Below are 20,008 nucleotides of genomic sequence, written 5' to 3'. Positions count from 1 at the left end.
AAATAACAACAACGAGACCGCAGACATGACCACTATCAACAAAAAGCCGTTCTACAAAGACCTGACCTTCCAGGTCATTGCCGCCATGGTGCTGGGTATTGCCTTCGGCTTCATGGCTCCGGAACTGGCGGCCAAGTTCAAGATCCTCGGCGATATCTTCCTCAAGCTGATAAAGACTGCCGTTGCCCCCCTCGTGTTTTTTACCGTCGTCCATGGCATCGCCTCGGCAGGCGATATCAAGCGGGTTGGCAAGGTCGGTTTGCGCGCGCTGATCTATTTCGAAATCGTTTCTACCATTGCCTTGGCCATCGGTCTCCTGTGGGGCAATCTGCTGAACATCGGCTCTGGCATGCACGATGCTCATCCGAGCAGCGCGACAGCAGCGGCGGCCAGTGCGGCAGTCGCCAAGGGTCACGCACCTGCCTCGACGATGGATTTCATCTACGGGATTTTCCCGGACAACTTTGTCGGTGCCTTCGCTGGCGGACAACTACTGCAGGTGCTGGTGATCTCGGTACTATTCGGATTCGCCCTGCTGGCCCTCAAGCCCGAGCGTCGCAGCGTGATTGAGGACGGCTTGAGCCGCGTCTCCGAATGCTTCTTCGAGTTCATCAACTTGATCATGAAGTTCGCTCCGCTGGGTGCCTTCGGCTCGGTAGCCTACGCCGTTGGCAGCAATGGCAGCGCGGTGCTGATGTCGCTGGCCAACCTTGTGCTGATGTTCTACGTCTGTGTCGCATTCTTCATTTTCGTGGTGCTGGGTGCCGTCTGCCGTATTTCAGGCTTCAGCCTGTGGCGATTCCTCAAGTACATCAAGGATGAGATTTTCATTGTCTTGGGAACGGCGTCCTCGGAAAGCGCCCTGCCACGCCTGCTGCAGAAACTGGAAAAATTCGGTTGCTCCAAACAGAGCGTCGGTTTGGTCTTGCCTACCGGTTACGCCTTCAACCTCGATGGCACCTCCATTTACATGTCGCTCTGCGTGTTGTTCATCGCCAACGCCTACGGCGTGCCGATGAGCTGGGAGCAACAACTGGGTACTATCGCCATCATGCTAGTCACGTCCAAGGGTGCAGCAGCGGTTTCCGGTGGGAGTTTCGTTGTGTTCGCCGCCACGGTGACGGCAATCGGCGTACTGCCAGTGGAAGGACTGGCATTGCTGTTCGGGGTCTATCGCTTCATGTCCATGGCCATCGCGACCTGCAACACCATCGGCAACAGCGTAGCGACCGTTGTGGTGTCGAAGTGGTCGGGGGAGTTTACCGAACAGACTGCCAAGGCCGAATACAACAGAGTGTTTGGGCGTAATGTGGAGGCAGCGCTTTAACTGGTCTAAGGTGGTAACTGAAAATACCAACACCCTAGATTGATTAAAAATCGATAACAAAAAGGGCCCTCGAAGGGGCCCTTTCTTGTACTCAAACCAAACTCACTTGGTCAGCCAGGACTGAACGGTCGCAGAAGGGAGTAAAAAAGTCTTAATTAGCTTTGTTCTCAACCAAGCAATTGCCTCCATCCACCACGAGCAACTCACCGGTGATGTAACTCGCTTCAGGTGAAGCCAAGAATACAACGGCTGCGGCCACTTCCTCTGGCCGACCCGCTCTCCCGAGAGGTGTAGAGCGTGCTGCTTTGACTTCATCAGGAGTACTCGACCCTGTAGCTATCCAACCAGGGGCAACTGAATTCACAGTGATACCTTGATGAGCAACCTCAAGAGCTAGACTCATGTTCATCCCTACCATTCCGGCCTTTGCTGCACTATAAGCAGCCTCTCCTGGATTACTGGCTCGTGTGCCGGTGGTTGAGCTGATGTTCACTATGCGGCCATATCCTCTAGCCCGCATCCCAGGCAACACCCCTTGAGTTAACAGGAACGCAGTTGTCAGATTTCTAGCGATGGAAAGATTCCAGGTTTCGAGGCTCGTATTCGTGAACTCGGCGAACGGTTCTGGACTACCTTGCATCGCCATACCGGCATTATTTACAAGAATATCGATGCGGCCCCAGACGGCCTCAGCCCAAGCGACGAACTCACGAACCTGAGTTTCCTGAGTTAAGTCTACTGGTCGACCCTCTGCTTCGAAGCCGGCGGCGCGTAACTCCGCAACCCGCTCATTGATGCGTGCGCTGCTTGCCGTGACGATCAGCTTGGCCCCTTGAGCCCCAAGACGATGGGCAATAGCCATACCGATTCCCAGCTCACTGCCCGCTCCACTCACAAGCGCCACTTGATCTGCCCAGCTTGAATTCATCATCCTTGCCTCTGTTGAAGGTTTGCGAATCACACGAATGGAGATGTAGCAGATAGCCGGAAACGCCGGTTGAGTATTTGGTCGCTGACTTCGCCACGCCCATAAAAAATGGCCCTCGAAGGGCCCTGTTGTACTCAAACCAAAATCACTTGGTCAGCCAGGACTCAACGGTGTCGGAACCGTGCTCAGCTTTCCATTCCTTCAGCGTTTTGTGGTTGCCGCCTTTGGTTTCGACGACTTCGCCGGTGTGAGGGTTCTTGTAGACCTTCACTTGGCGAGGCTTACAGCTGCCGGCTTTGGACTGGACTGCTGGTGCGCGACGGCCCGCTTGGCTTCAGCAATATTGGCCGCATGCCCTAAATTCCATCGACGTCAGCCTGCGCGGATGGATGTATATAGGCGCGATTTACCTTTCGAACCTCCATACAAAGACGTTCTGCTGCCTGAACCACTGTCCTAGCCCCAAAGCTCTAACAGCCTTTAACGAATGATATCGACACCGCCCATGTAGGGTTTGAGCACCTCCGGCACACGGATGGATCCGTCGGCCTCCTGGTAGTTTTCCAGTACCGCGACCAAGGTGCGCCCCACCGCCAGCCCAGAACCGTTGAGAGTGTGCACCAGCTCCGGCTTGCCGGTTTCTGGGTTGCGCCAGCGCGCTTGCATGCGACGGGCCTGGAAGTCACCGCAGTTGGAACAAGAGCTGATCTCGCGGTACTTTTCCTGGCTTGGAACCCATACTTCCAAGTCGAAGGTTTTGACGGCGCTAAAACCCATGTCGCAGGTGCACAGAACCAAAACACGGTATGGCAGTTCGAGCGCCTGCAACACACGCTCGGCACAAGCGGTCATGTCTTCCAAAGCCTCCATGGACTTCGTCGGCTCAACCACCTGAACCATCTCGACTTTGTCGAACTGGTGCTGTCGGATCATGCCACGAGTGTCACGGCCAGAGGCACCTGCCTCACTGCGAAAGCATGGGCCGTGGGCGACAAATTTGAGGGGCAATCGTTTTGCATCGAGAATCTGCCCAGCCGCCAGATTGGTCAATGGGACTTCAGAGGTAGGGATAAGATAGAAGTCAGCCTCACCTTCACGGGTGATCTTGAACAGGTCTTCCTCAAACTTCGGCAGTTGGCCGGTGCCCTGAAGAGCAGACGCATGAACCATGTAGGGGATGTAGGTTTCCTCGTAACTTAGGTGACTATCGACAAGCTCAATCCCTCGATGTGTCCATTTCCACTAACCCCCGGTCGCTTCTCCACAAAACCCCGTTTCCGTTGCGCAAAGCTTGCGACGCTATTCGAGCATTCTGTAACGCTCTACATTGAGTTGGACATGAACAGACAAAACCCGGCCATGACCGGGTTTTGTTTGTTTACCTATCGAATAGTTCAAACCGCTGATTTGCGAGCTGGCTTTGCCTCCTTAGAGAGTTAGCGAAACCCCAAACTGAACTGTTCTTGGCGCCCCTGGATAGGCGTAAACGTTACCAAACGCCCCTTCTTCGTAGTCTTCGTCCGTCAGGTTCTTCACATCCAGGTTGAGCCTGATCCTGTCGTTCACCTTGTAGTAGCTGAGCAGGTCGACCACGGTGTAGCTACCCATTGAAAACGCCGTGTTGGCGGTCTGCCCTGCGCGCTCATCGACGTACTTGAGGCCCGTCCCCAGACCCAATCCCTTGAGTGCGCCATCCTGGAACTCGTAGACGTTGAGCAGGCTGAAGCTGTTTTGCGGGATGTTCATCAGTCGGGTGCCGGACTTGATGACGTTGTCCTTGGTCACTTGCGCATCGACATAGGCGTAACCGCCAATCACTCGCCATTGCGGAGTCAGGATGCCGGCAACGTTCAGGTCGAAACCACGGCTGCGCACTTCACCTGCCGCCACACTGAAGGTAGAGTCCACAGGATCAGTGGTGAGTACGTTGCGTTTTTCAATCTGGTAGATCGCCGCGTCGACACTCAATTGACTGTCCAGCGCTTCCCACTTGACACCCAACTCATAGGATTTGCCTTTTTCCGGTTCGAAACCACCGCCTTGGCGACTGGCACCTGTGTTGGGCTTGAACGAGCGGGCCGTATCGGCATAGATCGCCACGGTGTCGGTGAGGTCGTAGGTCAGCCCTATGCGCGGGGTCACTGCATTGTCGCTGGCTTCCCAGCTTTTTCCGCCAGGTACAAAGGTTTCGTAGTCATGTTCGAAACGCTCGAAGCGGGCACCGGCCAGGAGTTTCAAGCGCTCGGTCAATGCCACTTGATCCTGGAGGAAAGCAGCGTAGGTCTTGAGATTTTCCTGGTCGTGGGTCGGAGTTCGGGTCAAGGCTGGTCGAGGCTGGCCATACACCGGATTGAAGATATCAATCGGATACGCACTCACCGCGCCGCTGGAGCGCTGAATGATCGACTTGTAGTCGTAGTCTTCGAATTCGACGCCGGTCAGCAAGGTGTGATCGAAACCGCCCGCCGTGAAATGCCCGGTGAGATTGAGCTGAGTGTCTTTATCCGTCCATTCCAGCTTGCGGTAGTTAAAGTTACGGCCCAGGGTGCGTCCGTCGGCCGCGACACCATTGGCTTCAACGGCATTGCCTTCAAGAGTGCCATCGAGCCATTGGAAACCACCACCCAATGTCCAGTTATCGCTCAGCAAGTGCTCGAAACGCAACTGAGCCATATTGTTGTCGTTGTGCAGCTTGCCAACGTCTTTTTCTCCGAAGAAGGTATCGCGAGACGCGGTGCCTATCTGATTCGGATAGCGCGTCACGCCGCGGTCAAGCGGGTGGTTATTGCGCATGAAATCGCCTTCGAAAATCACCTTGGTGTCATCGGTGGCCTGCCAGGAAAGAACCGGCGTCACGCCGTAACGCTCGGTCTCGACATGATCGCGGAAGGTATCACCGCCCTCTCCCACCAGGTTCAGGCGATAAGCCAGGCGGCCTTCTTCATCCAACGGGCCGGAGGCGTCCAGCGTGCCACGCTTCATCCCTTGGTCATCTAGTTGGCTACCCAAGGTCACAACGGGCACGGCCAGGGGTTGTTTGGAGATGACGTTGAATGTGCCACCGGGATCGCCTCGACCATAGAGCATGGTCGCCGGCCCGCGCAGCACTTCGAGCCGCTCGATGGTGTTGGCATCCGGCATGTTCGGATAACCACGGTTGATCGGAAATCCGTTGCGGTAGAACTCGCCGGTGGTAAATCCACGCACCGTGAAAGTAGTCAAACCCTGGCCGCCAAAGTTGTTGGCCCGCCCGACCCCGCCGGCATAGTCGAGCGCTTCCTGCAACCGGGTGGCACTGATGTCCTCGACAACATCTTTGGGTACCACTGTTATGGATTGTGGTGTTTCGTGAATCGACGTGTCGGTACGCGTCGCACTGGCCGAGCGCGTCGCACGATACCCATCCACCGGCCCCAAGGCCGTTTCAAAGTCACCAGCGCCAACGATATCGGTCGCTGGCAACTCCAGACTGGCTGTATCGATTGTCGCTTCCTCCGCCCAGGAAGAAGCGGAAAACGCCTGAAGCACACAGATAGAAACCAGAGCACGACGCATCGAAAAAACCTTGTGAAAATAGCCAAATGGGATGGCATACATGCCAACAAATCGGCGCGCATGGTATACCAGAAAATAGGCTTTTGATACGTATTCGCATTTGAATTTTTGCTTCGGTCTCCCTTCGAAATAAATTGTTGTTTGCCGGAAAGTGACCAGGGAAGGTTAGATTTCGACCCTGCGCAGCCAGTCGTAAAGAGCGAAAGCGGCCAGAAGAGCCGACACCCACCTGCATAAATTGATGTGGATCAACCGTGGCACTTCGATGTGCTGTATGTTGATAAATCAAAACTTGCTAATCAGTACCGGAGATTCTCCATGTTCTGGTTTCGCCATCGTCAACCAACGTTCATACGCCTCGCCATCGTGCTGTGGGTGTTAGCGTTTGGTGTGGCAGCGACCCAGGGATGTCTGGCACAGCCCAGCCACAATCCGGCTACAACGCATGTCTCACTGAACACTGCGCAAGATCACGAGAGCCACGACGCCCACGTCCTGGGCTGCCTTCAGCACTGCGCCGATGCGGCGATAGCTGTAAGTCCTTCGCTCCATCTTCAAACATTTGATCTGTTCAGTTGGACGTTTCTGTTACTGATCCCTGCGTTGCTGATTTTGTTTCCCGCCAATCCCTCCGCTTTTGCCTTTCTCGCATTACGGCGCCCTGTACCGGCCAGGCCGCCTGCCCGCCTGATTTTCGTCCGTTTCAACGATTAATCCGACCTTCTGCGCGCCGATCTTCGGCGCATTGTCTGACTGCGCCAACCTGGCGCGGCCTGGTATTACCTGAATTGTCCTCACCCTTTGGAGATTGCCATGCATGCCTCATTGAAAATAATCCTCGCCACCCTGCTGATCAGCAGCCCACTCATCGCCTCGGCAGTCGACGAGCATCACCCGGAGCAAGGGCAGACCGCGCCTGGCCAGACGAGCGAAACAGCTACGCCTAAGCAAAACAATGTCATGACCGAGCAAATGCAAAAAATGCAGGCTGCACACGACAAGGCAGCCGCAGCCAAGACCCCTGCCGAGCGACACGCCGCCATGCAGGAGAGCATGAAGACGATGAAGGACAGCATGGCCATGATGCATAAGAACTGTCATGGCATGGGCATGGCCGGCAACAAAGACGGCATGGAGATGGGAATGATGAACATGATGATGAAAATGATGGATCAGCAATCGAGCATGATGAACATGCCGATGAGCAAGTGACGCGCACAAGTCTGTAGACAATGTAGCGACGGTTTACGATAGGTGGTCGCCATGATCGATCTGAACCATTTCACACCGTTGAGCGCTCTGATTGGCGGCCTGTTGATAGGCACTGCCGCTACCCTGTTCGTGCTGTTTAATGGGCGCATCGCCGGCATCAGTGGCATTGTCGGCGGTTTACTGCGCCCGTTGGCTGGTGATGTCGCCTGGCGCATAGCATTTGTCTTGGGGCTGCTCATGGCTCCGCAGCTTTACCGCCTGAATGCACCACTGCCTACGTTGCAGATCGATGCCGGTTATCCGCTATTGATTGTCGCCGGGATGTTGGTCGGCATTGGCACGCGCTATGGGGCTGGCTGCACCAGCGGTCACGGTGTCTGCGGCCTGTCGCGCTTGTCGCCGCGTTCAGGGGTGGCGACTGTAGTGTTCATGAGTGCCGGGTTTGTCACCGTCTTTGTGGTTCGCCACCTTCTGGGAGGGAATTGATCATGGCACTCTTCTTCGCCTGGATTTGCGGGCTCATATTTGGGGTCGGTTTGCTGGTTTCCGGTATGACAAACCCCGCCAAAGTGCTGGGGTTCCTGGACCTGACCGGGACGTGGGATCCCTCGCTGGCATTCGTCATGGCCGGTGCCATTGCCGTGGCTACCCTGGGCTTTTGGGTGGCAAGAAAACAAACGCGATCACTGCTTGGCTTGCCGATGAATCTGCCCACAGCTAGACACTTCGACCGACGCCTGATCATCGGCAGCCTACTATTTGGGGTCGGTTGGGGATTGGCCGGGATTTGCCCGGGCCCCTCTCTGGTGCTGTTGGGCTCGGGCATTTTCAAGGGCGCGGTGTTTGTCATGGCCATGCTGGCCGGCATGGCGCTATTCGAATGGTTTGAGCGACAAAGCCGTCGTGGGTCGTCGGCTCCAGTTTCCGTGGGTAAATCCACCTGAATTTTACCTGGGAGCCGACCATACCTACTCTACGGGCTGCTTTCACCGTCGCTGATTCCCGTGTCATGTCCTGGTCCAGGGTCGGAAATACGCCGAGAGGCACTGTCCACGGTGAGAGTCAAAATAAAGTTGTTTCCATAAAAGATCGTTCAGACCACTGATCAGTAATATCTGTTTTTTGACGTGCTTCCGATATGCGGTCACAACTTTCGAGCGTCTCCGAGTCCTAACAAGCTGTTCGTCGATGGAATATTGGCGTGCGCCGCTATTTAGACTGATACGGAGATAACCTAATGATTTTCAACGTACAAAGTTTTGGCGCTAAAGGCGATGGGATTACCGACGACACGGCCGCAATACAGAGTGCGATTGATGCCGCGGCTGCCGCTGGCGGTGGCCAGGTCTATATGCCAACCGGGACCTATATCGTTTCCGCAGGCGCGGAACCCTCTGACGGGTGCCTGATGCTCAAGAGCAACGTCTACCTGTACGGCGACGGCATGGGCGTCACCAACGTCAAAGTGGCTGACGGTTCGGATACCAAGATCACGGGGATTATTCGCTCCGCTTATGGCGAAGAAACCCACGACTTTGGCGTCAGCAACCTCACCATTGATGGCAATCGTGACAACACAACGGGCAAGATCGACGGTTGGTTCAACGGCTTCATTCCCGGCGAAGAAGGCTACGACTCCAACGTCACCCTCGACAGTGTCGAAATCAAGGATTGCTCCGGGTACGGTTTCGACCCCCACGAGCAGACCGTCAACATGGTCATCAAGAACAGCGTGTCCCACGGCAATGGCCTGGACGGCTTCGTCGCTGATTTCCTGAGCGACAGCACCTTTGAAAACAACATCGCCTACGACAACGATCGGCACGGTTTCAACGTCGTTACCAGTACCCACGACTTCACCCTGACCAATAACATTGCCTACAACAACGGCGGTAATGGCATCGTGGTGCAGCGCGGCAGCGAGGACATCCCCTCCCCCAGCAACATAACCATTACCGGTGGCGAGGTGTACGACAACGGCGCCGAAGGGGTGCTGATCAAGATGTCCAGCGAGGTGACTGTCAGCGGCGTCGATATTCACGACAATGCCAGCGCCGGGATTCGTATCTACGGCAGTAACCACGTTGAAATCATCGACAACACGCTCCACAACAATTCACTGGTCAGCCCCGTACCGGAAATCATCATCCAGTCCTACGACGACACCCTGGGCGTGTCAGGCAAGTACTTCAACGGCAGCGACAACACCATCCAGGGCAACATCATCAGCGGCAGCAACCTCTCGACCTACGGTGTTGCAGAACGCAATGAAGACGGCACGGATCGCAATGCCATCATCGGCAATACCATCAGTCACATCAGCAAGGGTGCCACGTTGATCTATGGTGACGGCAGCTACGTCAGCGACACGGTGCCGATGACCACTGTGCAAGGTACGGCTGGCAACGACACCCTGTCGGGCAGCGCCGAAAGCGAGATTTTCTACGGCGGGGCCGGCAACGATACGATCAATGGCGGGGCCGGTGGCGACATTCTGGTGGGCGGTGCGGGCATCGACAAACTCACCGGTGGTACCGGTGCCGATACGTTCCGTTTCGCCTCTCAGTCCGACAGCTACCGCAATGCAACCGCAAGCTTCGATGACACTGTGACCGACTTCGACGTCACCCAGGACAAGATCGACCTGGCCGGCCTGGGCTTCACCGGCCTGGGTAATGGCCGTGGTGGCACCCTGCAGGTCAGCTACAGCGCCAGCAACGACCGCACCTACATCAAGGACTACGATGCCGACGCCAGCGGCAATCGCTTCGAGTTGATTCTCTCGGGCAACCTCGCCAGCACCCTGACCGCCAGCAACTTCATTTTCAATCGGGTGGTCACCGGCACCAGCGCCAGCGACGCGTTGCTGGGCAGCGATTCGGCCGACACCCTGCTCGGCCTCGCAGGAAACGACAATCTCAGTGGCGGCGCGGGCGACGACAAGCTCGACGGCGGCGCCGGGATGGACAGCCTCACCGGTGGCGCCGGGGCGGACACTTTTGTGTTCTCCAATCGCCTGGACAGTTACCGCAACTACAACACCGGCGGTGCCAACCTTAGCGACCTGATCACCGATTTCGATGTCAGCAACGACAAGATCGACCTGTCGGCCATCGGATTTACCGGCCTGGGGGATGGCAAGAACAACACCGTGTACCTTGTGCTCAACAGCACCGGCACCAAGACTTACATCAAGTCCTTGACCGCCGACGCCAATGGCAATCGTTTTGAGGTGACGCTGGCCGGCAACTACCTCGACAAACTGACCAGCGCCAACTTCGTCTTCGCCACGTCGTCACCAACCAACCAGGCGCCGGTGCTGGCCACGCCGCTGCTGGATCAGAGCGCGACCGAAAGTAGCGCGTTCAGTTACGTGGTCCCGGCCACCAGCTTCACCGATCCGGATAACGACAGCCTCAGCTACACCGCCAAGCTGGCCAATGGCAGCGCCCTGCCCGGCTGGCTCACATTCGATGCCGCCACTCGCACGTTCAGTGGTACACCCAACGACACCGCGTCGGGCACTTACTCCATCCAGGTCACCGCGAGCGATGGCAGCAACGCCACCGTCAGCGACAGCTTCACCCTCGCCGTGCAGGACGTACCCGCGGGCCCCACGGTGATCAATGGCACCCCGAACAACGACACCCTGACTGGCACCGCAGCCAACGAGCAACTGATCGGTGGCGCAGGTAACGACACGCTTGATGGCGGCGCGGGCAACGACATCCTGATCGGTGGCACCGGGGTGGACAAGCTCACCGGCGGCGCGGGTGCCGATGTGTTCCGCTATACCTCGAAACTCGACAGTTACCGCACCAGTTCCACGAGCGTCAGCGACCAAATCCTCGACTTCGACGTGAGCGCCGACAAGATCGATGTTTCGGCACTCGGCTACACGGCGCTGGGCAATGGCCTGAACGGTACGCTGCAACTGACCTACAGTGCGTCGACCAACCGTACTTACCTCAAGGATCTCACCGTCGACGCCAACGGCAATCGCTTTGAGTTGTCGATGGCGGGCAATCTGGTGAGCAGCCTGACGGCGAGTCATTTTGTCTTCGCCGACCAGAACACTCCAGGCAATGCGGTGCCAGTGGTGGCCATTCCCCTGCTCGACCAGAACGCCACCGAAAGCACGCCGTTCAATTACACCGTGACCCAGGACAGTTTCACCGACGCCGACCAGGATGCGTTGGTCTATACCGCGACCCTCGCCGACGCAAGCGCCCTGCCCACATGGCTGAGCTTCAATGCCACCAGCCTGACGTTCAGCGGCACGCCGATCAGCACTGCGGCCGGAAACTACAACGTACTGGTCAAGGCCACCGATCCTTCGGGTGCCTCGGTCAGCGACAGCTTCGCTCTGACGGTGGCTGATGCGCCAGCCAGTACCCTCGTCGGCACCGATAATGCCGATACGCTCAACGGCACGGCAGGTGCTGACCTGATCCTGGGCAACGGTGGCAATGACACGATCAAGGCTGGCACCGGGGCAGACATCATCGACGGTGGTGCCGGACGCGACTCGCTGTATGGCGGCGATGGGGCTGACACCTTCCGCTACACCAACCCGCTCGACAGTTACCGCGATTACGACGCCGGCGGCATCACTGCCACCGACACGATTTATGACTTCACTGCTGGCGTCGACAAGATCGATGTGTCGGGCCTGGGCTTTCTCGGTCTCGGCGATGGCAGCAATCACACGCTGTACACGACACTCAACGCGGCCGGCGACAAGACCTACATCAAATCCGCCGACGCGGATGCCAATGGCAACCGTTTTGAAATCGCCCTCAACGGCAACTACCTCAACACCCTCACCACCAGCGACTTCGTGTTTGGCGAGCGCGCCCAACAGGATATTCTCTACCTGCCCACGCTCGGTCAATCCAATGCGCGCCTGCTGCGCATGACAGAGGATGACGATCAGTCTGGCACCTCGATGCTGGTCAAAGACCTGGACCGCTACACCCCCTATGACGTACGCAGCCAGTTCACCGATGCCGACGGCAACGGCATCGACATCGCGGTGGGAGGTAGCACGGTCAACGGCCTGTCGACCCTGGGCGCCGAAGAGCTCAAGTTGTGCTGGTGGTTGACTGACACCAACCAACCAGGGCCTGCACTGTTGCGTGCCGTCGCGTTGCTGGGGGACCAGCTCGCCGAACTGCAATCGATCGATAACGTCACCATGGGCATCATTTGGGGCCAGGGCGAGGAAGCTGCCCAGGAGATCGCGCGTGCCACGGACAAAACAGCGGCGGCCGCTGCCTACAAGGACGCCACCCTGAAGGTGTTCGATTACCTGCATACCCAGTTCGGCAACTTCAACGTGTACATCATGGAAACCGGCCACTATCAGGAGGATGCGGCACGTGCCCGGGGCTATTCCGAAGAAAAGATAGCCTCCATCGTCGAGGGCGTAGGCTATGTTCGCGCCGTCCAGGAAGCCATCGCCACCGAACGCACCGACGTCAAGCTGGCGGTGGACTACACCGACCTGCCCTTGCGCTACGAAGTCGATCCGCTGGTGTATCCCGATGACGTCTGGCACCTGCACGAGGAGTCGGCGGAAATCGTCGGCCAGCGCCTGGCCGACTACATCGCCGCAGACCTTGGCTTTCAAGGCAACCCGGACGACAACAATAGTGTTCAGGACATTTTCGACAACGCTCAGAACCAGGGCGGCATGATCTCCGGCACTGACCAGGCCGATACCCTGGTGGGCAGTTCGGGCAATGACACACTGGATGGCGACTTGGGCGCCGACTCCATGACCGGTGGCGATGGCAACGACATCTATCTGGTCGACAACGCGTCCGACAGCGTGGTGGAAACCAACACCTCGGCCTCGCAGATCGATACGGTGCAGGCATCAGTCAGCTGGACCCTGGGCGCCAATCTCGAGAACCTCGTGCTCACCGGTGTCTCGGAGATCGACGGCAGCGGTAACGCGCTGCGCAACTTCATCACAGGCAATGCCGCCGCCAACGTGCTCAATGGTGGCGCAGAGGCCGACAGCATGAGTGGTGGTGATGGCAACGACACTTACTATGTCGACAACGCCGACGACAGCGTGATCGAGACCCAGGGCAACGTGTTGCCCGGAGGGGTCGACAGTGTGCGCAGCAGCCTGGGGACCTATACCCTTGGCGCCCATGTCGAGAATCTGTACATCGAGAACCCGGGCGCCGCCAATGGCACGGGCAACGCGTTGGACAACACGCTGTTCGCCGCTGCCGGCAACAACGTGCTGGACGGGCGCGAGGGAAATGACACCGTGTCTTTTGAACGCGCTCTGTCCGGTGTCACCGCCAACCTCTCGACCTCAGTGCAACAAAACACCGGGGGATCGGGGCTCGACACCTTGAAATTCTTCGAAAACCTGACGGGAAGTGCCTACGCAGACAGTCTGTCGGGCAACAGCGCCGCGAACGTCCTGAACGGTGGTGCGGGCAATGACACGCTCGTGGGCGGTTCCGGCGATGATCGGTTGATCGGCGGTGCAGGCACCGACAATCTCACCGGTGGCACTGGTGCGGATACCTACGCATTTGGTGCGCTGTCGGACATGGGCGTCGGTGCTTCGCGTGATGTGCTCAACGGTTTCAAGAGCATCGAAGGCGATCATCTGGACTTCTCCGGCCTGGACGCCAACCCGTTGACCGGCACTGTCGATGCCTTCACCTTCATTGGCAGCAACGCTTTCGACCCTGCCAACGCCACCGGCCAAGTGCGCTTTGCCGATGGCATTCTCTACGGCAGTGTCGATGCCGACGCCACCCCCGAGTTCGAATTCGCACTGCTGGGCGTCAAGGAGTTGCACGCCAGCGATTTCACCGCCTGAGTACAGACCATAATTGGTGATAGCAAGCCTGCCCGCTCCTAACGTTTAAGGATTCTGTAGGAGCGAGCTTGCTCCGGGCGGCGTTCCGACGATGGTCGTTAACGATGCCGCGTGTTTACTGACTAAACGCGGCGCTCTTGAGTCCATCGTCGGAATGCCGCCCGGAGCAAGCTCGCTCCTACAGGGGAGCATTCTCGCTTAACTGAACAGCATTACGCTCCTGCCGCAATGTGTGGCGTTCGAAAACACGAGGGTAGCCACTCATTCTTCTTTGAAGGCTGCGAGCAAGCGTTCGCGCAAAGGTTTCATCAGGTAGTTCATCAAGGTACGCTCGCCCGTGACCACCGTGACATCGGCCAGCATGCCCGGCCGCACCGACAGGCCGGCGGCCTGTAGCGACACAACGGTATCTGCGGGAATTTCGACCTTGGCGGAAAAGTACGGCTGGTGAGTCTGTTCATCGATCAACTGGTCCGCCGACACCGTAGTCACCGTCCCGGTGACAGTCGGGGTATCCACCCGTTGCAGCGCCGTGAAATGCACGTGCACCGGCAACCCCGGACGCAACTTGTTGGCCATCAACGGCTCGAAACGCGCGGTGATCGCCATCGGCGCATCCAACGGCACCACCTGCATCAGGATTTGCCCCGCCTGGGCAACGCCACCAATCGTATGAATGTTCACGTCCATGACCTGTCCGGACACCGGCGCGCGGATCGCACCGTTGTCGACTTCAAACTCAAAGGCACTGATCTGATCGGCATAAGCTGACGCCTCGGCGGAGACTTCACTGAGCTGGGTTTCGGCATCGCGGCGAAATTCCTGCTGCGCCTGCAAGGCCTTGAGCCGACTTTCATTGATCGACTGGCGAGTCCTGCCGGCATCACCTGTCACGGAAGCAATCTGCCCGGCCAATTGGGCGGCGTTGCGCTCGGCCTCGAAGAGTTTGTTGCGCGGGACGTAGCCCTCATGTGCCAAAACACGCAGGCCTTCCAGCTCCTGCTGCTGGAAGCGCATCTGCGTTTCGTAGTTGCGCTTGACACCTTCATATCCGGTCAGTTGCTGCTGCAATGCGGCGGTCTCGTGTTCGATGATCTGCAAGCGACTGGCCAATTCCGCACGGCGGGTCGCAAACAACTTACTCTGCAAGGCCATGGCTGCCTTGAGCCGCGGCTCTTCAGCGTGTTCCAGCAAGTCAGGGGGCCATTGGATCTCGGCGGTGCCCAGGCGCTCGGCAATCAAGCGAGCCTCGACGCTGCGATCATTAAGCAATTTGCCCCGGGTCACGTCCAGTTGTGACTGCGCTTGCACCGTGTTGAGTTGCACCAGCAACTGCCCTTGGGTGACGCGGTCGCCATCACTGACCAGAAGTTTTTCCACCACGCCACCGACCAACGACTGCACCGCTTTGCGTTCACCCGCCACCACCACGGTGCCGCTGCCCACGACACCCTGGTCGAGCGGCGCCAGGCAGGCCCAGAGCAGGAAGCTACCCAGTGCCAGGGCCAGGAAGCCCACGCCATATCGTGCCGCGCTGCCCGCGTCGGTATTGGCACTTGGCGGCGTGGCTTTATCACGTACGATCGGTCGTTGTTCGCTGTACATCTGTGTGCCTGGGGTCAGATCATGCATCTTCGCCAGCCTCCTTGATCGCTGCCGGTCTCGGCCCCGCAAGCAATGCCTTGAGCACCCGATCCCGTGGACCGAATGCTTGTTGAGTGCCGTCCTTGAGCACGAGGATGTGGTCAACCACCGCCAGTACACTAGGCCGATGTGTAATCAGCACCACGGTGCTGCCAGCAGTCTTGAGCGCACCGATCGCCTGGACCAGCGCCAGCTCTCCGGCTTCATCGAGATTGGAGTTCGGCTCATCGAGCACGATCAGCGTAGGGAGCCCATAGAGTGCACGAGCCAGGCCGAGGCGCTGTTTCTGTCCCCCGGACAATCCAAGCCCGCCGGGGCCCAACGGCGTGTCGTAACCTTTGGGGAACCTCAGGATCATCTCGTGTATGCCAGCATGACACCCCGCCGCGATGATCTTGTCGGCGTCCTGCTCACCGAAGCGGGCAATATTGTCGGCCACCGTGCCGTCGAACAGTTCTATGTCCTGCGGCAAGTAGCCCAGGTGCGGGCCCAAGGCGTCGTGAGACCATTGGCTGATCTCGGCGTTATCGAGGCGCACCGACCCGCCCATGGCTGGCCAGACCCCGACCAGCGCCCTGGCCAGCGTTGACTTTCCACTGGCGCTGGGCCCGACAACGCCGAGCACGTCACCTTTGACCAAATTGAAATTGATCCCCCGCAGGATCGGTTGCGAGGCACCGGGCGGGCCGACATACAACTGCTCCACACGCACCGCGCCGCTGGGCGGCGGCAACGACATGCGCAGGCGCTCGCCTGGATGCCGGACAAGGAGTTGGCTGAGGCGCTGGTAACTCTGGCGGCCGGAGTTGAATTGCTTCCACGAGCCGATGGCGATTTCCACGGGGGCCAGGGCGCGCCCCAATAGCAGCGACATGGCGATCATCATGCCCGCCGACAATTGGCCTTCGAGCACCAACAGCGCGCCGAGCCCCAGGGCCAACGATTGCCCGGAAATGCGTACGAAACGAGTCATCGACGTGATACGCGCGCTTCGGTCACTGGCATGGGCCTGGGCCGCAACGATGCGCTGCTGCAGAAGGCTCCAGCGCTGACGCAATGGCCCGAGCATGCCCAGGGCCTGGATGACTTCGGCATTGTGGAACGAGCTGTTGAGATAAATCGACGACTGCACACCCAGCCGATTGGCTTCGTCCAGGCGTGTTCGAGTCGCCCATTCCCCCCACAGAGCCAGGCCGATCAGTATCAGGGCCAGAACCAGCGTCAGCACGCCAAACCATGGGTGAAAGATGAACGCTATCAGCAAAAAGATCGGCAACCATGGCGCATCGAGCAAGGCAATCAGGCCCTGGCCGGTGATCAATTGCCGCAGTGTCGCCAGATCGGTGAGCACCTGTGCCGGGTTGGCATCATGCTCGCGAAGGCTGCGGGCGAAAGCGGCGTCGAAAAGCCGCTCGCCCAAGGCTTCGTCGAGCCCCGCGCTCATGCGAATCATCACCGCGCCACGAACCCACTCGATCAAGGCGCTGAACATGAACAGCCCCAGCGCGATCAAAGTAAGCATGAACAAAGTGGTTTCGTTACGACTGGTAAGGACCCGGTCGTACACCTGCATCATGTAGAGCGACGGCACCAGCACCAACAGGTTAATCACGCCACTGAACAGCGCCAACGACCAAAACACCCGGCGGTAGCTTAATAACGCGGCGTCAATGTCATGACGCGGATCGAGAAAAAAACCCATAGAAAGTTGCTCGCTTAAGAAAGAGTCGGTACAGGACGCAATCCATCGCGAGCGTTTGCCCAAGGGGAGAAACACTAAATGCAGTCTGACGTGCCGCTATCAGAGACGGTCCTCGTCGCTACAGGCGCCAATTACTGACAACGCGGCCTCGGGTAAGTGCCGGTTATGCAGACCGGGCTTTCAAGTGGGTGACGGACGGGTATGTTGCAAAACGGCACGTTCGCATTGCGCGCCGCCATGGCAAGGGAAACCGGGCTGCCAGGCAATGCCTTCCCGCGCCAGGGCAATACTTGGTGGTGTCTACGAACCCCGAGGCCATTGCTGTCCTGCAAGAAAGAGCACATTGGAATACTGCATGTGCCTATGCGCCCTGCATCCACCTTGCCTTGGTCGTTTCAGTGTCCACGGATATAGTGTTCCAGTTGCCGGATCAGGTCGGCCTGCTCAACGATGGCCTCTTTTACCAGATCACCAATCGACAGGAGGCCAATCAGTTGATCACCTTCCACCACCGGTAAATGACGCAGATGACTGTCGGTCATAACCATCATGCAACGCTCGATACTCTGTTGACTGTCTGCCGTAACGACGGGCGCGCTCATGATGACCCGGACTGGAGTACCGACCGAAGATCGCCCCTGTAGAACGACCTTGCGCGCATAATCACGCTCGCTGATAACGCCAACCACCTGCCCATCCTCTATCACGGGTAGAGCACCTACATTCTTTTCAGCCATCATCTTCAGCGCCTCATACACCATCTGATCTGGCGCGATGCTATGTACCTGCTGGTTTTGCGTGACCTTCAGTTTCAGCAATTGTGCGGCTGTTTTCATGAACGGCTCCGAAGATAATTACGGATAAAAAACGCAAAAAAAACGCCTGAAACCCTTCGGTTCCAGGCGCCTTTGCCTGTTCTTTTGCAGTGTTAAAGCCTGAGATTCCTGTCTGAGGTACCAACCTTATTCATGACCTGTTCAGTACATCGATCATCGTTGACCGAGGAGGAGTCCAGAGGAATATGTGGTAGGTAACCCTGATGTAGGTCATGCAGTCTTTGTGCCAGCCGGCAGCACAGACACTTCATCCTATGCGCAAGTCCAGGCTCCCGAGCTTTGGGTGGTTATCACGGTAACTGCGATCCAGGCGAGTTTCTGTGGCATGAGCAGGCATCCCGGGAAAGCGAATTGCCAAGGTCAGCAAATCGATGAGCTGTGGGCTAATGGAGGCGAAAGCCCAGCGCGTCGCTTCCGACTGGTGCACTTTGTTAAGCGCAGCGCTTTACAACAGTGCATGTCCTGCTGACTCCACAATGCTAGTGCTCATGAGTTCAAAGTCAGGACGGAGGCAGAGGACTGGTTTATCGCCAACTGGATGTACCCACGGTGGGTGCCTGGCAAGCCTGCTACACCTGCAATTAGTTTCACCCCTTTGCCGGCGGCCGCCATGTGCAAGTGGAAAAGGCACTGCAACGACATCGCAGGCCATCACCTCAATGCTCTTTAACTTTCCTGATACGCAGCACGATCAACGCAAGAATACCGATCGCGAGCGGCGCCATGACCAGCATGGCCTCTCGCGGTGCCACCTCAACGCCAAGCAGGTGCACCCCTGAGTAACCCAGCTTGAGCAAACTGAGCAGGTAGTAGGTAATGGCAATAATCGACAGCCCCTCCACTGCGCGCTGGATCTTGATCTGGGCATCGGCGCGAGCATTCAGGCTTTTCAGGATTTCCGAGTTCTGTTCCTCCATTTCGACCTGGACTCGTGCTTGTAACAGATCGCCCAGGTTGGCCACGCTTTCGGCCAGGTGCTCCAGGCGCTGTTCGGTGGCGGTGCAGTACCTGACGGTAGGTTTGAAGCGGCGTTCGATAAATACGCCCAGGCGTTGGCAATCACCTACGTGACTTTCCCGCAGCTCACCCAGACGTTCGAACACCAATTGCGCATAGGCTTGCGTGGCACTGAAGCGGTGCCGGGTTTTCGCCGCGCTGCTCACCACTTGCGCAGAAAGGTTGGAAATATCCGCAAGCAGGGCTTTTGCATTACTGCCGTCCGGGTCGGCGTTGCGTTCGGAAAGGGTGACCAGGGTCTTGTCGAAAGCATCGAGCTGCGCGCTCAAGTCCTTGGCCATGGTCAAGGATAGCGAGGCCATCATCCTGTAGGTCTCGATTTCCAGCAGGCGACGTATCATCCGGCCTTGCCGGTAGGCATTCAGGCGCCGGTTGACGAACAGCATGTGGTTGTTGCCCTCCTCGCTCAAGCGAAAATCACTCCAGACCATGGCATCGCCACCGCCCACGCACGAACCGCTCGGATCCTTGAAGCCGTACCGGGACAGATCCAGGCCGGTTTCACCACGCACGACAATCTGCACCGAGTTGATCAGGGCCGGCAAATGCACTTCGACCTTTGACGCCAGCACCTCGGGAAGTGTTGTCCAGGACAAGTCATCAGAGGATGAAGTGACCACCAGTGTCAGGGTGAAAAACTCGGCATGGCGCTCCCATTTCAGTGCATGGCCATCGAGTTGGGTAATGCCTTGGGCGGCATTCAGGTCGAGGGTGCCAAGGCAGCATTGTTCAAGGAATGCATTGCACGCCTGATCGCTGCCGAGGAAGGCCAGATGAAACACATGGGCCGGCTCATCGAAATACAGTGACGGGCGCGCGTGCAGTTCGTTGTGCAGGCTTTGTCGTAACGGGTGCATGTTGTATGGCCATATTGGAGTTGTTTTTGCCGCTTGCGATGAATGCCCACCCGAGCCAGGTGCCGAATCTTTCGGGG

12 protein-coding genes and 2 pseudogenes are annotated in these 20,008 nt (G+C 57.8%); 6 read left to right on the top strand and 8 right to left on the bottom strand.

Annotated features, from left to right (window positions below; all coding sequences use genetic code 11):
• The first annotated feature begins 25 nt into the window (after positions 1–25).
• Positions 26–1,327 carry a C4-dicarboxylate transporter DctA gene (gene dctA / locus Q8X48_RS23330; RefSeq protein ID WP_407801336.1) on the top strand — a complete coding sequence of 434 codons (1,302 nt, stop codon included), beginning with the start codon at positions 26–28 and terminating at the stop codon, positions 1,325–1,327.
• Between the two features lie 151 nt (positions 1,328–1,478).
• On the opposite strand, the gene Q8X48_RS23325 is transcribed toward dctA, so the two are convergent.
• The 4 genes and pseudogenes from Q8X48_RS23325 to Q8X48_RS23310 form a co-directional block, all read right to left on the bottom strand.
• Positions 1,479–2,255 (bottom strand): SDR family NAD(P)-dependent oxidoreductase, encoded by a 777-nt coding sequence (locus tag Q8X48_RS23325; RefSeq protein ID WP_407801422.1) that lies wholly within the window; start codon positions 2,253–2,255, stop codon positions 1,479–1,481.
• Between the two features lie 145 nt (positions 2,256–2,400).
• Positions 2,401–2,574: pseudogene (locus tag Q8X48_RS23320) on the bottom strand (histone-like nucleoid-structuring protein, MvaT/MvaU family); the annotation flags it as partial.
• Positions 2,575–2,735: 161 nt separating this feature from the next.
• Positions 2,736–3,452: pseudogene (gene serS / locus Q8X48_RS23315) on the bottom strand (serine--tRNA ligase); the annotation flags it as partial.
• A gap of 231 nt (positions 3,453–3,683) precedes the next feature.
• On the bottom strand, positions 3,684–5,810 hold the full coding sequence (locus tag Q8X48_RS23310; RefSeq protein WP_407801335.1) for a TonB-dependent siderophore receptor: 2,127 nt from the start codon (positions 5,808–5,810) through the stop codon (positions 3,684–3,686).
• A gap of 318 nt (positions 5,811–6,128) precedes the next feature.
• On the opposite strand from Q8X48_RS23310, the gene Q8X48_RS23305 reads away from it, so the two are divergent.
• The 5 genes from Q8X48_RS23305 (at position 6,129) to Q8X48_RS23285 (ending at position 13,875) form a co-directional block, all read left to right on the top strand.
• Positions 6,129–6,524 carry a hypothetical protein gene (locus tag Q8X48_RS23305; protein ID WP_407801334.1) on the top strand — a complete coding sequence of 132 codons (396 nt, stop codon included), beginning with the start codon at positions 6,129–6,131 and terminating at the stop codon, positions 6,522–6,524.
• Between the two features lie 99 nt (positions 6,525–6,623).
• The gene (locus Q8X48_RS23300) at positions 6,624–7,022 is read left to right on the top strand and encodes a hypothetical protein (RefSeq protein ID WP_015095133.1); all 399 of its coding nucleotides are present in this window, start codon (positions 6,624–6,626) and stop codon (positions 7,020–7,022) included.
• 51 nt (positions 7,023–7,073) lie between these two features.
• Positions 7,074–7,508 (top strand): YeeE/YedE family protein, encoded by a 435-nt coding sequence (locus tag Q8X48_RS23295; protein WP_407801333.1) that lies wholly within the window; start codon positions 7,074–7,076, stop codon positions 7,506–7,508.
• A 2-nt stretch (positions 7,509–7,510) separates the two neighbouring features.
• On the top strand, positions 7,511–7,966 hold the full coding sequence (locus Q8X48_RS23290; protein WP_407801332.1) for a DUF6691 family protein: 456 nt from the start codon (positions 7,511–7,513) through the stop codon (positions 7,964–7,966).
• A 293-nt stretch (positions 7,967–8,259) separates the two neighbouring features.
• Positions 8,260–13,875, top strand: a complete 5,616-nt coding sequence (locus Q8X48_RS23285; protein ID WP_407801331.1) for a putative Ig domain-containing protein — start codon at positions 8,260–8,262, stop codon at positions 13,873–13,875.
• Positions 13,876–14,136: 261 nt separating this feature from the next.
• On the opposite strand, the gene Q8X48_RS23280 is transcribed toward Q8X48_RS23285, so the two are convergent.
• The 4 genes from Q8X48_RS23280 to Q8X48_RS23265 form a co-directional block, all read right to left on the bottom strand.
• A complete protein-coding gene (locus Q8X48_RS23280; protein ID WP_407801330.1) occupies positions 14,137–15,507 on the bottom strand; it encodes an HlyD family type I secretion periplasmic adaptor subunit in 1,371 nt (456 codons plus the stop codon).
• On the bottom strand, positions 15,500–17,221 hold the full coding sequence (locus Q8X48_RS23275) for a type I secretion system permease/ATPase (protein WP_407801329.1): 1,722 nt from the start codon (positions 17,219–17,221) through the stop codon (positions 15,500–15,502). Before Q8X48_RS23275 ends, Q8X48_RS23280 begins: the two co-directional genes overlap by 8 nt.
• Before the next feature lie 395 nt (positions 17,222–17,616).
• Positions 17,617–18,057 carry a CBS domain-containing protein gene (locus Q8X48_RS23270; RefSeq protein ID WP_007971558.1) on the bottom strand — a complete coding sequence of 147 codons (441 nt, stop codon included), beginning with the start codon at positions 18,055–18,057 and terminating at the stop codon, positions 17,617–17,619.
• A gap of 656 nt (positions 18,058–18,713) precedes the next feature.
• On the bottom strand, positions 18,714–19,931 hold the full coding sequence (locus Q8X48_RS23265) for a DUF3422 domain-containing protein (RefSeq protein ID WP_407801328.1): 1,218 nt from the start codon (positions 19,929–19,931) through the stop codon (positions 18,714–18,716).
• Positions 19,932–20,008 lie beyond the last annotated feature (77 nt).

The sequence above is a fragment of the Pseudomonas sp. QLc11A genome (assembly GCF_052112305.1).
Taxonomy (GTDB): domain Bacteria; phylum Pseudomonadota; class Gammaproteobacteria; order Pseudomonadales; family Pseudomonadaceae; genus Aquipseudomonas; species Aquipseudomonas laurylsulfatiphila.
This window is presented reverse-complemented; position numbering and strand designations above follow the sequence as displayed.

Coding starts and splice junctions, on each gene's coding strand:
- Q8X48_RS23295 (WP_407801333.1), top strand. CDS start 7,074: ATGATCGATCTGAACCATTTCACACCGTTGAGCGCTCTGATTGGCGGC.
- Q8X48_RS23300 (WP_015095133.1), top strand. CDS start 6,624: ATGCATGCCTCATTGAAAATAATCCTCGCCACCCTGCTGATCAGCAGC.
- dctA (WP_407801336.1), top strand. CDS start 26: ATGACCACTATCAACAAAAAGCCGTTCTACAAAGACCTGACCTTCCAG.
- Q8X48_RS23270 (WP_007971558.1), bottom strand. CDS start 18,057: ATGAAAACAGCCGCACAATTGCTGAAACTGAAGGTCACGCAAAACCAG.
- Q8X48_RS23265 (WP_407801328.1), bottom strand. CDS start 19,931: ATGCACCCGTTACGACAAAGCCTGCACAACGAACTGCACGCGCGCCCG.
- Q8X48_RS23325 (WP_407801422.1), bottom strand. CDS start 2,255: ATGAATTCAAGCTGGGCAGATCAAGTGGCGCTTGTGAGTGGAGCGGGC.
- Q8X48_RS23280 (WP_407801330.1), bottom strand. CDS start 15,507: ATGCATGATCTGACCCCAGGCACACAGATGTACAGCGAACAACGACCG.
- Q8X48_RS23310 (WP_407801335.1), bottom strand. CDS start 5,810: ATGCGTCGTGCTCTGGTTTCTATCTGTGTGCTTCAGGCGTTTTCCGCT.
- Q8X48_RS23290 (WP_407801332.1), top strand. CDS start 7,511: ATGGCACTCTTCTTCGCCTGGATTTGCGGGCTCATATTTGGGGTCGGT.
- Q8X48_RS23305 (WP_407801334.1), top strand. CDS start 6,129: ATGTTCTGGTTTCGCCATCGTCAACCAACGTTCATACGCCTCGCCATC.
- Q8X48_RS23275 (WP_407801329.1), bottom strand. CDS start 17,221: ATGGGTTTTTTTCTCGATCCGCGTCATGACATTGACGCCGCGTTATTA.
- Q8X48_RS23285 (WP_407801331.1), top strand. CDS start 8,260: ATGATTTTCAACGTACAAAGTTTTGGCGCTAAAGGCGATGGGATTACC.